We start from the raw sequence: 14,198 nt of genomic DNA, 5'->3' as shown, positions 1-14,198 counted from the left end.
GGAAGAGACACCATGAGCCACCTGCTCGACCGCCTGAACTTCTTCAGCGCCAGTCCCCGCGAGACCTTCTCCGAAGGCCACGGCGTCACGACCGACGAAGACCGCGGCTGGGAAGAGAGCTATCGCAAGCGCTGGCAGCACGACAAGGTCGTGCGCTCGACGCACGGCGCCAACTGCACGGGATCATGTTCCTGGAAGATCTACGTCAAAGGCGGCATCGTCACCTGGGAGACTCAACAGACCGATTACCCGCGCACCCGCCCGGATCTGCCCAACCACGAGCCGCGCGGCTGCAGCCGCGGTGCCAGCTACAGCTGGTACATGTACTCGGGCAACCGGGTGAAGTACCCGCTGATCCGCGGGCGCCTGCTGAAGCTGTGGCGCGAGGCGCGAGCGGTCCGTACGCCGGTCGCCGCCTGGGCCGCCATCGTCGAGGACCCGGCCAAGCGGGCCGCCTATACGAAAAAGCGCGGTCTCGGCGGCTTCGTGCGGGCCGGATGGGACGAGATCAACGAGATCATCGCCGCGGCCAATGCCTATACGGCGAAGACCTACGGTCCCGACCGGGTCATCGGCTTCTCGCCGATTCCGGCCATGTCCATGGTCTCCTATGCCGCCGGCTCGCGCTATCTCTCTCTGCTGGGCGGCGTCTGCATGTCGTTCTATGACTGGTACTGCGACCTGCCGCCGGCCTCCCCGCAGACCTGGGGCGAGCAGACCGACGTGCCGGAGAGCGCCGACTGGTACAACGCCGGCTTCCTGATGATCTGGGGCTCCAACGTGCCGCAGACCCGCACGCCCGATGCGCACTTCTACACCGAGGTCCGCTACAAGGGCACCAAGTCGGTGGTGGTGAGCCCGGATTACTCGGAGGCCTCCAAGTTCGCCGATCTCTGGCTGCACCCGAAACAGGGAACCGACGCTGCGCTGGCCATGGCCATGGGCCACGTCATCCTGCGCGAGTTTCACCTGGACCGTCAGGCCAAGTACTTCGAGGACTACGCGCGGTGCTACACCGACATGCCCATGCTGGTACGCCTGGAGAAGCGCGACGGCCACTACGTGCCGGAACGGATGCTGCGCGCCGCCGACCTGGACGGCAACTGCGGCCAGGACAACAACCCGGAATGGAAGACTCTGGCCTTCGACGAGAGGAGCGGCCAGATCGTCGTCCCGCGCGGTTCGGTCGGTTTCCGCTGGGGCGAGGAGGGCAAGTGGAACCTGGAAGAAAAGGATGCCGGGGGCAACGAGACCGAACTGCGCCTCAGCCTGATCCTGGACAGCGACCATGACGATATCGTCGACGTCGGCTTTCCCTACTTCGGCAACCGCGAGCATGACCACTTCGAGGGCACCGATCATCCCGACGTGCTGAAGCGCCGGGTACCGGTGAAGGCCGTCCGCACCGCCGAAGGTGAAACCCTTGTCACCACGGTCTTCGATCTCTTTGTCGCCAACTACGGCCTTGACCGCGGGCTTGGCGGCAACAACGCGGCCAAAGACTACGACGAAAACATCCCCTACACCCCCGCCTGGGCGGAACAGATCACCGGCGTTCCGGCCGACCATATCGTCACCGTGGCGCGGGAGTTCGCGGCCAACGCCGAGAAGACCCAGGGCCGCTCCATGGTCATCCTGGGAGCCGGCCTGAACCACTGGTACCACATGGACATGAACTACCGGGGGATCATCAATCTCCTGGTGATGTGCGGCTGCGTCGGCCAGTCCGGCGGCGGCTGGTCCCACTACGTGGGTCAGGAGAAACTGCGCCCGCAGACAGGCTGGCTGCCGCTCGCCTTCGCCCTCGACTGGGGCCGCCCACCGCGGCACATGAACTCCACCTCCTTCTGGTATGCCCATACCGACCAGTGGCGTTACGAAACCCTCGGGGTCGACGAGATCCTCTCGCCGACGGCGCCGGCCGGCCCCTGGGACGGCGCGCTCATCGACTACAACATCCGCGCCGAGCGCATGGGCTGGCTGCCCTCCGCACCGCAGTTGCAGACCAATCCCCTGGACGTCTGCAAGGCGGCTCAGGAAGCCGGCAAGGACCCCAAGGACCACGTGGTCGAGCAGCTCACCGGCGGCGGCCTGAAGATGTCCTGCGAGGACCCGGACAATCCGGCCAACTGGCCGCGCAACCTCTTTGTCTGGCGCTCCAACCTGCTGGGCTCGTCCGGCAAGGGGCACGAGTATTTCCTCAAGCACCTGCTGGGCACCTCCCACGGCGTGCTGGGCAAGGACCTCGGGGAGGACGGCGGCCAGAAACCGCAGGAGGCGGTCTGGCACGACCAGGCGCCGGAAGGAAAACTGGATCTGCTGGTCACGCTCGACTTCCGCATGTCCACCACCTGCGTCTACTCCGACATCGTCCTGCCGACGGCGACCTGGTACGAGAAGAACGACCTGAATACCTCGGACATGCATCCCTTCATCCATCCGCTGACGGCGGCGGCCGATCCGGTCTGGGAATGCCGCAGCGACTGGGACATCTATAAGGGCATCGCCAAGGCCTTCTCGGAGGTGGCGCCCGAGGTTCTCGGCGTCGAGAAGGACGTGGTGCTGGTGCCGATCCTCCACGACACGCCGGCAGAGATCGCGCAAGCGATGGACGTGAAGGACTGGAAGAAAGGTGAAGTCGAGGCCGTCCCCGGCAAGACCATGCCGCAGATCGCCGTCGTCGAGCGCGACTATCCCAACCTCTACAAGCGCTTCACCGCTCTGGGCCCGCTGATGACCAAGCTTGGCAACGGCGGCAAGGGCATCACCTGGGACACCGAGCACGAGGTGGAAGGGCTCGGCAGGCTGAACGGCATCGTCACCGAAGAAGGGCCTACCAAGGGTATGCCGCGCATCGAAAGCGACGTCGATGCCAGCGAGGTCATCCTGATGCTGGCGCCGGAGACCAACGGCGAGGTGGCGGTGAAAGCCTGGCAGGCCTTGAGCAAGAACACCGGCCGCGATCATAGCCATCTGGCGGTACCCAAGGAGGACGAGAAGATCCGCTTCCGTGACGTCGCCGCCCAGCCGCGCAAGATCATCTCCTCGCCCACCTGGTCCGGCCTGGAATCGGAAAAGGTCTGCTACAACGCCGGCTACACCAACGTCCACGAGATGATCCCCTGGCGCACGCTCAGCGGGCGTCAGCAGCTTTATCAGGATCACCTGTGGATGCGCGCCTTCGGCGAGGGCTTCTGCGTCTACCGCCCGCCCATCGACACCAAAACCGTAAACCCGGTGATCCAGTCCAAGGACAACGGCAACCCGCAGGTCGTGCTGAACTTCATCACCCCGCACCAGAAATGGGGCATCCACTCGACCTACACCGACAACCTGCTGATGCTTACCCTGAACCGGGGCGGCCCGGTGGTCTGGCTCAGCGAGGTCGATGCGGCGAAGGCCGGGATCAAGGATAACGACTGGGTTGAGGCCTACAACGTGAACGGAGCCCTGACGGCGCGGGCCGTTGTCTCCCAGCGCATGAAGGAGGGCACGATCTTCATGTACCACGCGCAGGAGAAGATCGTGAACACGCCGGGATCGGAGATGACCGGCCAGCGCGGCGGGATCCACAACTCCGTGACCCGCGCGGTGGTCAAGCCGACACACATGATCGGCGGCTACGCCCAGCAGTCCTACGGCTTCAATTACTACGGCACGGTCGGCGCCAACCGCGACGAGTTCGTCATCGTCCGCAAAATGGACAAGGTCGACTGGCTCGACCGACCGGCCCGCGAAGAGATGGAGGCGGCAGAATGAAGATCCGCGCGCAAATCGGCATGGTCCTGAACCTCGACAAGTGCATCGGCTGCCATACCTGTTCGGTCACCTGCAAGAACGTCTGGACCAACCGCGAAGGCATGGAATATGCCTGGTTCAACAACGTCGAAACCAAGCCCGGCATCGGCTACCCCAAGGAGTGGGAGAACCAGAAGCGCTGGAACGGCGGCTGGGAGCGGACCCGAAACGGCGGCCTGCGTCCGAAGATGGGCGCCAAGTGGCGGGTCCTGGCGAAGATCTTCGCCAATCCCGATCTGCCGGAAATCGACGACTACTACGAGCCCTTCACCTTCGACTACGAGCACCTGCAGAAGGCGCCCGAACTGGAGGCTTCGCCGACGGCGCGCCCGCGCTCCCTGATCACCGGCGAGCGTATGGAAAAGATCCACTGGGGGCCGAACTGGGAGGAGATCCTGGGCGGTGAGTTCGAGAAACGCTCCCAGGACGTGAACTTCGATGGCGTGGAAAAGGAAATCTACGGCGCCTTCGAGAATACCTTCATGATGTATCTGCCGCGGCTCTGCGAACACTGCCTGAACCCGACCTGCGTGGCGGCTTGCCCTTCCGGTGCGATCTACAAGCGCGCCGAGGACGGCATCGTCCTGATCGATCAGGAGAAGTGCCGCGGCTGGCGCATGTGTGTCTCCGGCTGCCCTTACAAGAAGATCTACTACAACTGGTCGTCGGGAAAATCGGAGAAGTGCATCTTCTGCTATCCGCGTATCGAAGCCGGCCAGCCGACCGTGTGCTCGGAGACCTGCGTCGGGCGCATCCGCTATCTGGGCGTACTGCTCTATGACGCCGACAGGATCGGCGAGGCCGCGGCAACGGCCGAGCCCGGCGACCTCTACCAGGCCCAGCTCGACATCTTCCTCGACCCCAACGACCCGGAGGTGATCGCCCAGGCCCGCCGCGACGGCGTGCCCGAGGCCTGGCTGGAAGCGGCACAGCGCTCGCCGGTGTGGAAGATGGCGATGGACTGGAAGGTCGCCTTCCCGCTCCACCCCGAGTACCGCACCCTGCCCATGGTCTGGTACGTACCGCCCCTCTCGCCGATCCAATCGGCGGCGGAGGCCGGCAAGATCGCCTGGGACGACGGCCTGCCCGATGTCTCGGCCCTGCGCATTCCGCTGCGCTACCTGGCGAACCTCCTCACCGGCGGCAACGAACAGCCGGTGGCCGAGGCCCTGCAGCGCATGCTGGGCATGCGCGCCTACATGCGCGCCAAGACCGTCGACGGTCTCGTCGATGAGGTCCTTGCCGAGCGGGTCGGCCTTACCCCGCGGCGCATCGAAGAGATGTACCACGTCATGGCGATCGCCAACTACGAGGACCGCTTCGTCATTCCGACAGCGCACCGGGAGATCGGTGAGGACGCCTACGACCTGCGCGGCTCCTGCGGCTTCAGCTTCGGGAACGGCTGTTCCGAGGGCACCAGCGGCGGCACCCTCTTTGGCGGCGGACGCAGGAAGACGGTCAAGACCCCGACGGAGGTAATGTGATGGCCAAGACCTTCAAGGTTCTCTCGCTCCTCTTGTCTTATCCGGAAGAGGAACTGCAGGCTGCCGCCGCAGCCATGAAAGAGGTGCTGGCACAGGAAGAACTGGTCCCAGCCGCCTGCATGTCCGGCCTTTCGAAGCTGTTGGACGAAATTGCCGCCGGCGATCTCTACGATCTGCAGGCCCGCTACGTCCTGCTGTTCGACCGGAGCCGCTCGCTCTCCCTGCACCTTTTCGAGCATATCCATGGCGAAAGCCGCGACCGTGGCCAGGCGATGGTCGATCTGGCGGATCACTACGCCCGCCACGGGCTCCACCTCTCGGCCCGGGAACTGCCGGATTTCCTGCCGCTCTTCCTGGAGTTCCTCGCCGCACGGCCCCTGCCGGAGGCGCGTGAGCTGCTGGGCCAGCCGCTGCACGTGATCAGCGCGCTGGGCGAGCGGCTGCGCAAGCGCAAGAGCGCCTACGCCTGGGTGTTCCTCGCCTTGGAAAGCATTGCCCGGGGAAAGCCGTCGAAGGAGGCGATTGAGAGCCTCCTGGCCGAAAGCGACGACGACCCGAACGACCTCGCAGCGCTGGACCGGGCCTGGGAGGACCAGCCGGTCACCTTCGGACCCGGCGCCGCGCCCGGGGGCGGCTGCCCGGCCGCGCGGGAGACCCTCGCCCGAATCGACAGCACCGCCCGCCAACCCGGCCGGTCCACCGGCCGGCCGTAAGGAGCAAGCGTCATGGCCTCATTCCTCAACACTTTCTTCTTTGGCATCTATCCCTACATCTGCCTCGCCATCATGATCCTGGGTTCGATCTTTCGCTATGAGCGCGAGCCCTACACCTGGCGTTCCGGCTCCAGCCAGCTGCTGCGGCGGCGTCAGCTCGTGGTGGGCTCGGTGCTGTTTCACGCCGGTGTGCTGATCGTCTTTTTCGGCCATCTGATCGGGCTCCTGACGCCCATCGCGCTGTTCGATCTCGTCGGTATCAGCCACAGCTTCAAGCAGCTCATGGCCATCGTCATCGGCGGCATCGCAGGCATTCTGGCGCTCATCGGGGCGACCATGCTGGCTCACCGTCGGCTCTTCGACGCCCGTATCCGCGCCACCTCCAGCTTTGGCGACAACGCCATCATCCTGCTGCTATGGCTGCAGCTGGCGTTGGGCCTGGCGACCATTCCCATCTCTCTCGGCCATCTCGATGGCGAGGAAATGGTGCGCTTCATGGCATGGGCACAGGGGATTTTCACCTTCAACTTTACGGCAGCAGACTACGTCGCGGGCGCGCACCCCATCTTCAAGCTGCACCTCTTCCTGGGCCTCACCATATTCCTGATTTTTCCCTTTACCCGCCTTGTGCACATGCTGAGCGTGCCGATGCGCTATCTCTGGCGGCCGGGCTATCAGGTCGTCCGCGCGCGGTCCAGCGCACCGCAAGTGCAGGCAACCGAGCAGGCGCCCGCCCGGGGCCTGGGCAGCCCGGCGGAGTAAGGTCATGCAAGCGATCCGCATCAACGACGTGACGATTCCCGAAGCGGCGGTGCTGGCGGAGGCGCAGCACCATCCCGCGGACCGCCCGGAGGCGGCGCTCGCCGCCGCCGCCGAGGCCCTGGCAATCCGCGAACTGCTGCTGCAGGAGGCCCGCCGCCAGGAGATCGCGGCTGTCCGGCGGGCGGACGGGAACGGTCGCAGAGAGGCTGAAGACGACGCGCTGATCCGCCAACTCCTGGAGGCCAATGTCACGGTCCCGCAAGCCGATGCCGTATCCTGCCGGCGTTACTACGACAACAACACACCACGGTTCCGCAGCCCCGACCTCTACGAAGCGGCACATATTCTGTTTGCGGCAGCACCGGACGATCAATCCGCCTACGACAACGCGGTCTCCAAGGCCGAAGCCGCCATTGCCACCCTACAGCAGGACCCCGCCGCCTTTGACAGGCTGGCCCGGGAGCTGTCCGACTGTTCCTCGGCCAGAGACGGCGGCCGCCTGGGTCAGGTGGCCCGCGGCGACACGGTGCCGGAGTTCGAGACCTTTCTCTGCAATCTGGAGGAAGGGCAGCTTTGTCCGCTGCCGGTACGCAGCCGCTACGGAGTGCACGTGCTGCGGCTCGACCGCCGTTTCGAAGGCCGGCAACTGCCGTTCGATGCCGTGCATGACCGCATTGCCGACTATCTGCAGACAGCGAGCTGGCAGCGTGCGGTGGCTCAGTACATCCGCATCCTGGCGGGGCGTGCAGAGATTTCCGGTGTTACCTTGGAGGCCGCTGCCACGCCCCTTGTCCAGTGAGATTATGAAGAGGCCCGTGAAGGGTCCGGCCCAGGTTAGGAATACGGGAGGGCGAGCCCATGAAACCTGCCATTGCCAGACATCCGAGACTGGAGGCGATGCCGGCAAGCCTGCTGGCAAAGCCCTTGGATTACATCTTCGCCGACCATTTCCGCCAGCGCACGCTGTGTAACCTTCTGGAGGAGTTGGCGGACGCCGCAACGCCCGACGAACCTCTGACGCGCGAGGTCATCGGATTCCTTGCGGGGGATATGGCCCTTCACGTCCAGGACGAAGAGGAGGACCTGTTTCCCCTTCTGCGCCGGCGCTGTCCGCCGGAAGACGAGATCGAAGCGGTTCTGAGCGCACTGGCCCGGGAGCACCACGCCGATGAACGTATGGCAAGGGACATCGTCGAGGGCCTGGAAGCCTGCATGGCGGCGGGCAGAGCCCCGCGCACCGACGCCGACCTGCGGGCCAGGCTCACGGAGTTCGCCCGACGCCAACGCCGTCATCTGGCCGTAGAAAACAGCATCGTCCTGCCCATCGCCCGGAACCGCCTGACGGAACTGGACCTGGCGAACCTCACGAAGCGCATGGCGGAGCGCCGCGCCTAGAGCGGACCGCCGGAGGTGTCGGGGCCGGACCGGGCCCGCGCCTGCCGTCAGTCCAGCCGCCGCGCCGCCTCGCGAACGGCTTCGGCCGTCTCTTCGATGTCCTCCGCAGTGAGGGCAAGGCAGGGATAGACCTTGCCCGGCAGCTTGAACAGGCCGCAGTCGCGCAGCAGCGTGTTGAAGCGGGCATGACGGCCCTGGTCGGACTTCAGCACGTCGCGGTAATCCTTCACCGGGTTCGGCGTGAACACGATGTCGAAGAGCGTCGGGTCGCCCACGACCTGATGATCGAAGCCGGCCTCCGTCAAGGGCCCGCTGAAGGCCGCCATCAGGGTTTCGCCCGTTTCCCGCAGACGCGCGTAGCTGCCGGGCCGGCGCAGGATCTCCATGGTTTTCAGCCCGGCGACAGCGGCCACCGGGTTGCCGCTCAGGGTGCCGAGCTGCATCAGAAAGCCCTCTTCACCGACCTTAGCCTTGTCGAAGTGGGCCATGATGTCCGCCCGCCCGGCGATGGCCGCCAGCGGAAAGCCGCCACCGATGACCTTCCCCAGGGTGCAGACGTCCGGAACGACGCCGTAGTGTTCCTGGGCGCCGCCGTAGGCAAAGCGGAAGCCGGTGACGATCTCGTCGAAGACCAGGACGATGCCGTGCTTGCTGCATTCCTCGCGCAGCGCCTCCAGAAAACCAGGCGCCGGCGGGATGATGCGCTGCAGCGGCTCGACGATGATCCCCGCGATCTCCCCGGCATGCTCGGCGATCAGTTGCCGGGCGAAGTCGATGTCGTTGAAGGGCGCGACCAGCATCTCGTCCCGCACCGACTGGGGGATCCCGGCCGAATCCGGTACGGCGAGCGGGAAGTTGACCAGGCGGGTGGGCGCCAGGCTCATCTGCGCCTCCGCCGACATGCCGTGGTAGCCGCCTTCGAACTTCAGGATCTTGTCACGGCCCGTGAAGGCCCGCGCCAGGCGCATGGCGTACATGTCGGCTTCGCCGCCGGAACTGACGTAGCGCACCTGCTCGGCACAGGCGACCGCCCGGCAGATCTCTTCGGCCAGTTCGATGCCGCGGGCGTTGTTGGCGAAGAAGGTCATCCCTTTGGAGAGCTGTTCGCGCGTCGCCTCCAGCACCTCCGGGTGACCGTGGCCCAGCAGCATGGGGCCCGAGCCGATCAGGTAATCGATGTACTCCCGCCCGTCCTCGTCCCAGACGCGAGCACCCTTTCCCTCGCGAATAACGATGCCGGGATCGAAGTTGCCGAAGCCGCCGGCGGGCAAGACACGCTCTGCACGCTCAATCCAGTCCTGTTGCGTAAACGGGGCGTCCATCATCTGCATCCTTCTGTTCCAACAACCGGGACCGGTACGGTTCCCAGACCAGATCCCTCCGGCGGCGCGAAACCGCCATTCTTGCGCGTCGGGCGCAGGGGGTCTACCCAGAGCATCGGCGAAAGCCTTGTACCTCGGCTCTCGAATTCCCTATTTTGAACGTGAACCCGGAACGATCCGGAACGCCAACCGCGCCGGCTTCGTGATCGATCGATGATCGGTCGCAGGTGCTCATGACAGCGAAAGGCAAAGGATGACGGCCACCATCACGCGGCCCTCTGCGCCCGTATCTATCGTCGATGTCCGCGAAACCGTAGTTCCCATCAAATCGGACCTGCGCAACGCCTACATCGACTTCAGCCAGATGACCGTCAGCGTCGTCGCCGTCGTGACCGACGTTGTGCGCGACGGAAAGCCGGTGGTTGGATACGGCTTCAACTCCAACGGCCGCTATGCGCCCAGCGGCTTGCTGCGTGAGCGTTTTCTTCCGCGCCTGCGCAACGCAGACCCCCAATCGCTGGTGGACCCGGACGATGAGACCCTCGATCCCCATCGAATCTGGGATTGCCTGATGGCCAACGAGAAACCCGGTGGGCATGGCGAACGCTCGGTGGCGGTCGGCGTGCTCGACATGGCCGTCTGGGATGCGGTGGCCAAGATCGCCGGTGTGCCGCTCTACCGCCTGCTTGCGGACCGCTACCGCCAGGGGGAGGTCGACGACAGGGTCTTCGTCTATGCCGCCGGTGGCTATTACTACCCCGAAAAGGGCCTCAAGGGGCTGCAGGACGAACTGCAGAGCTACCTCGACCGCGGCTACAGCGTCTGCAAGATGAAGATCGGCGGCGCCCCGCTGGAGGAGGATCTGAAGCGCATCGAGGCGGCCATCAAGGTCGTGGGGGCCGCGGACCGGCTGGCCGTCGACGCCAACGGGCGCTTCGACCTGGACACGGCCATGGCCTACGCCCGTGCGCTCGAACCCTATGGGCTGTTCTGGTACGAGGAAGCGGGGGACCCTCTGGACTACGCGCTGCAGGCCACGCTGTCCGACTGCTACAGCGGCCCCATGGCGACGGGCGAAAACCTGTTCTCCCATCAGGACGCCCGCAACCTGCTGCGCTACGGCGGGATGCGGCCCGACCGCGACTGGCTGCAGTTCGACTGTGCGCTCAGCTACGGTCTGGTCGAGTACCTGAGGACGTTGGACGTCCTCAAGGCGCAGGGCTGGTCACCGCGCCGCTGCATTCCCCACGGGGGGCACCAGCTCTCCCTCAACATCGCCGCCGGCCTCGGCCTTGGCGGCAATGAAAGCTATCCGGACGTCTTCTGGCCCTTCAACGGATTTGCCGAAGACTGCCCCGTGGAAGACTCCAGCGTCGGCCTGCCCGATGCGCCGGGCATTGGCTTCGAGCGAAAGCCGGATCTCTATGGGGTGATGAAGGACCTGGCGGCGTAGCGGATCTGCTTCAGGCTGCGTCGCTTGACTGCGGAAGTCCGCCCTCGATCCAACCGGCAAGCGCATCGGCATCCGGCTCCAGCCGCAGCGCAAGCCCGGCTGCAAACTCCTGGAAGGCCGACTCGTTAAGCCTGTTGACGCCAACCAGGATCGGGATCTCCCGGGCAAGAGCGTCTGCGATCAGCTCGCGAAACCCGTGCCCCTCAGCTTCGTGCCGCCCGAACTTGTTGATGATCAACACATCGGCACCCTGCGCAAGACGGGCCTCGACCTGGGCCACGGCCGACTCCAGAGCACTCGGATCGAGGCGGCACCCGCGCGCGCCCGTCCCCAGGGACTGGGAAATTCGAATGACCGGGCCGTCGGGAAGAACCCTGACGTCCATGTCGCAGGGGCCGCGGCCCTCGCACTCGGTATTGATCTGCACCGTCCCGCAGGTCCGCAGACCCCGCGCCTGAAGCCTGTCCGCAAGCCCGGCCAGCAGGAGATCCACGCCTCCCCGGCCCTCCGCCATTGTATAACCGATCTTCATGTTCTTCTGTCCTCACGTGGTGTGAAAGGGCCAAAACAGCCCATGAGGTCTAGGTCTCGACCTGCTTTACTCCGCGACTTCCCCGAGAAGCCGCCGGAACCCGGCCTTGGCAAGCGCGCTCAGCCTCAGCGTATCCACCTTGTCCAGATCCTCCGCCGTGACCTCGACATCCCCGACAGCCACCAGCATGACCATGCCGTACCGACCGTGCCGCCCGCAGATCAGGCCGTAGAGCCCGGGTTCATCGAAGGGCACGTCGGCGCGCAGCTGGCCGGCAATGTCGACCAGTGGCGCGCCCTCCGGCCAGAGCCCTTTCTGGGTCTTGACCGTATGGCTGCCGCGGCTGTTCAGGAAGGTAACCGTTTCGCCGGGTGCAATCCGAACCAGGTCCGGCGCGAAGCGAAACATGCCCGATGCCGCGGTGGCGGAGAAATCGGTGATCTGATCGACGGTCCTGTGGGCCTGCTGCCCGAAAGCGAAACCGATCCCGCCCACAATGACCATCGCCAGACAGACCGCGAGAGCCTTGCCGACGTGGCCGATCCGTTGACGGGTGAAGAATGGGGAAAGGGTCATGCAGTCACTCTCTTGACCTGGGCAAAAGCATTCAGAAGAACCAGTGCCTTGCGCGGCGGCAGCTTCGAGCGCGACAGCCTGCTCAGCCCCTCAGCGGTCGCCCGTTCCGAGGCCGAGGCCAGAGCCGCCAGCGTATCCGACCGCTCCGCCGTCAGGAGCCGGTCGACAGCGGAGGAAACCGTTGCACCCGACGTGCCGGCCAGGACACGTTCCACCGCAGCGCCGCGCACGGTGAGCGCATCGTCAGCGAGATGATCCACAGCGGTTTCCGGTGGCAGTGCGGCGACAGCGGCGGCACGCAGAAGCGCGTCCCGGTCCGCTGCGGCTGCGGCGATCAGCTCCGCTCCGCCGCCGTGACGCGCCAGAACGGCAAAAGCTGCGAAGCGCACGACGGCATCCTCATCTGCAAAGGCCTTGTGTGCCGCAGCCCGCGACTCCGCGCAGACAGCCGATACCTCGCTGTAACGGGCCAACGCCTGCCAGGCGGCGCGGCGCTGCTGCACGGCACTGTCCTGCACTTTCGTCAGGATTGCCGCCTCGATGCGCTCCAGGCCCAGATCCGCGCAGGTCTGCAGCGTGTCGCGGCACAGTGTCTCTGCAACCTCGCGGGGTCCCTCGACCGCCCTGCGTTTGCGCCGCTTCGCGCCCGTCTCCTCGGGCGTGTCCTCGGCCATAGCGGGCTCCGGCGCCGTCGTGTCGCCCAGGATCGACGAAAGCGTCGACTGACCGCCCTCATCCGCAGGGGCGGCCGGGTCCATCGCGACGATGTCCCCTTCGGGCGTGATGCGGATGCGGCCGGCTCCCGCCCCCTCGCCTTTCGGCGCCGAAGCGTCCCGGCCGTCTTCCTCGCCATCGGGCGCGATAACGGCGGCGTCGTGCGAAAGAAGGGTTCCAGCGATGGCCTCCGCAATCGCCTCGACAGCGGTGATGTCTTCATCCCGGGCACGCGCGCGCAGGATCACGAGTGCGGCGGCGCGGACCTGCTGCGCAGGGTTCGCCAGAAGATCGACGAAGGTCTCGGTGGCGACGGTCGGTCCGGCCGCGCCCAGGGCGGCAACGCCGGCGACCCGCGCCTCCAAGGGGCGGTCCTTGTCCGCGATCAAAGCCAGAACCGGCTCTTCGGCACGGTCCGGCGCCAAGGCCGGCAGGTGCCGCGCCGCCGCCGTCATGAGCACAGCGGGAGCGGTGTCGAGCCAGGCCAGCATGTTGTCGACCAGGGCTTCACGCAGGGCCGGCACCGCCGGCGGCTGGAGATGTCCGAGCGCGGCGGCCTGCACTTCCGGCGCTTTGTCGGTCAGCGCCCGCAACGCCAGATCAGGATCGAGCGGAGCGGTGCGGTGCAAGGCGGCGAGCCGCACCGCCGCGTCCGGGTCCTTGATGACGCTTTCGCGTATGCGCCTGTCATCCGGCGCCAGGGCGCTCAAGGCAATAACCCGCAGCTGCGGGTCCTCACTGGCCAGCAAGCCGTCGATATGCGGCACCAGCGTCTCGGGCGATACGCGGGCCAGAGCCTCCGCAGCCCGCTGACGGGCGAGGCCGTCTTCGGTCCGGATCACAGCCAACAGCTGCTCGACACCCGCGGCCCCCATCCGGCCCAGAGCCTCGAAGACCTGAACGTCGAGAGCCTGTCCCAGCTCGTCGGCCCGCGCAGCGATCAGGTCCTCAATCGCTTCGCCAACTCGCATCTCGCCCAGCGCCGCGATGGCTGCAATCTGCACGTCGAGCCAGTCTTCCCAATCGCCCCCTTCGTCTTCCCAGGCAACGTCCTCCTCGCAGCGGGACAGGACCAGCGACCGCAGCAGGCCGACCGATGCCCGGTCATCGAGGCGGGCCAGCGCAGCAACAGCCGCCAGCTTCACCTCGCGTACCGGATCACCCGCCAGCGAACGGCGGATCGTATCGGCATCCTCAGGCCGCGCGATCTCCGCCAGCGCCTCCATCGCATCGCCGCGAACATCGGGGTCCGGGTCCAACAAAGCGGCGATCAGAGGCCCCCGCATGGCCTGCGTGTCGGCCAGGACCCCCGGCAGGGCCCTGACCGCTGCACTCCGCAAGACCTCGTTATCGCTGTCCAGATAGCGCCGAAGCACGTCAAGCGGTGTTTCCGCATCGGATAGGGTGACTGCTTCTACCGTCATATAGCTCTCCGTGCCCCGGCGCTCT

At 66.0% G+C, this 14,198-nt stretch carries 11 protein-coding genes; 7 read left to right on the top strand and 4 right to left on the bottom strand.

The genetic code is table 11. From position 1 onward, the window contains the following. The first annotated feature begins 12 nt into the window (after positions 1-12). Genes ACO06P_RS24145 through ACO06P_RS24120 form a run of 6 tightly spaced genes read left to right on the top strand, consistent with a single transcriptional unit; the run spans position 13 to position 8,152 of the window. Complete coding sequence (locus ACO06P_RS24145; protein ID WP_420347769.1) at positions 13-3,759, top strand: nitrate reductase subunit alpha; 3,747 nt, start codon at positions 13-15, stop codon at positions 3,757-3,759. Further along, positions 3,756-5,282: a nitrate reductase subunit beta gene (narH, locus tag ACO06P_RS24140; protein ID WP_420347768.1), complete on the top strand. Its 1,527-nt coding sequence runs from the start codon at positions 3,756-3,758 to the stop codon at positions 5,280-5,282. Before ACO06P_RS24145 ends, narH begins: the two co-directional genes overlap by 4 nt. Next, positions 5,282-5,995, top strand: a complete 714-nt coding sequence (gene narJ, locus ACO06P_RS24135) for a nitrate reductase molybdenum cofactor assembly chaperone (protein WP_420347767.1) — start codon at positions 5,282-5,284, stop codon at positions 5,993-5,995. The genes narH and narJ overlap by 1 nt, the downstream gene beginning before the upstream one ends. 12 nt (positions 5,996-6,007) lie before the next feature. Then, positions 6,008-6,757 (top strand): respiratory nitrate reductase subunit gamma, encoded by a 750-nt coding sequence (gene narI, locus ACO06P_RS24130; protein ID WP_420347766.1) that lies wholly within the window; start codon positions 6,008-6,010, stop codon positions 6,755-6,757. A gap of 4 nt (positions 6,758-6,761) precedes the next feature. Next, positions 6,762-7,556, top strand: a complete 795-nt coding sequence (locus ACO06P_RS24125; protein ID WP_420347765.1) for a peptidylprolyl isomerase — start codon at positions 6,762-6,764, stop codon at positions 7,554-7,556. A 59-nt stretch (positions 7,557-7,615) separates the two neighbouring features. Then, complete coding sequence (locus ACO06P_RS24120; RefSeq protein WP_420347764.1) at positions 7,616-8,152, top strand: hemerythrin domain-containing protein; 537 nt, start codon at positions 7,616-7,618, stop codon at positions 8,150-8,152. A 47-nt stretch (positions 8,153-8,199) separates the two neighbouring features. On the opposite strand, the gene ACO06P_RS24115 is transcribed toward ACO06P_RS24120, so the two are convergent. Continuing rightward, entirely contained in the window at positions 8,200-9,477 is a 1,278-nt protein-coding gene (locus ACO06P_RS24115; RefSeq protein ID WP_420347763.1) for an aspartate aminotransferase family protein, read from the bottom strand. Positions 9,478-9,727: 250 nt separating this feature from the next. Between ACO06P_RS24115 and ACO06P_RS24110 the strand changes: the two genes are divergently transcribed. Then, the gene (locus tag ACO06P_RS24110) at positions 9,728-10,927 is read left to right on the top strand and encodes a mandelate racemase/muconate lactonizing enzyme family protein (protein ID WP_420347762.1); all 1,200 of its coding nucleotides are present in this window, start codon (positions 9,728-9,730) and stop codon (positions 10,925-10,927) included. A 10-nt stretch (positions 10,928-10,937) separates the two neighbouring features. On the opposite strand, the gene ACO06P_RS24105 is transcribed toward ACO06P_RS24110, so the two are convergent. The 3 genes from ACO06P_RS24105 to ACO06P_RS24095 form a co-directional block, all read right to left on the bottom strand. Continuing rightward, a complete protein-coding gene (locus ACO06P_RS24105; protein WP_420347761.1) occupies positions 10,938-11,459 on the bottom strand; it encodes a DUF2478 domain-containing protein in 522 nt (173 codons plus the stop codon). Between the two features lie 66 nt (positions 11,460-11,525). After that, entirely contained in the window at positions 11,526-12,035 is a 510-nt protein-coding gene (locus ACO06P_RS24100; protein WP_420347760.1) for a plastocyanin/azurin family copper-binding protein, read from the bottom strand. After that, positions 12,032-14,173, bottom strand: coding sequence for a HEAT repeat domain-containing protein (locus tag ACO06P_RS24095; RefSeq protein WP_420347759.1), 2,142 nt, complete (start codon positions 14,171-14,173; stop codon positions 12,032-12,034). Before ACO06P_RS24095 ends, ACO06P_RS24100 begins: the two co-directional genes overlap by 4 nt. Positions 14,174-14,198: the final 25 nt, after the last annotated feature.

This window comes from Pelagibius sp., from assembly GCF_965227505.1.
GTDB lineage: Bacteria > Pseudomonadota > Alphaproteobacteria > Kiloniellales > Kiloniellaceae > Pelagibius.
Note: the sequence above shows the minus strand (reverse complement) of the source record. Positions and strands in the feature narration are given on the sequence as shown.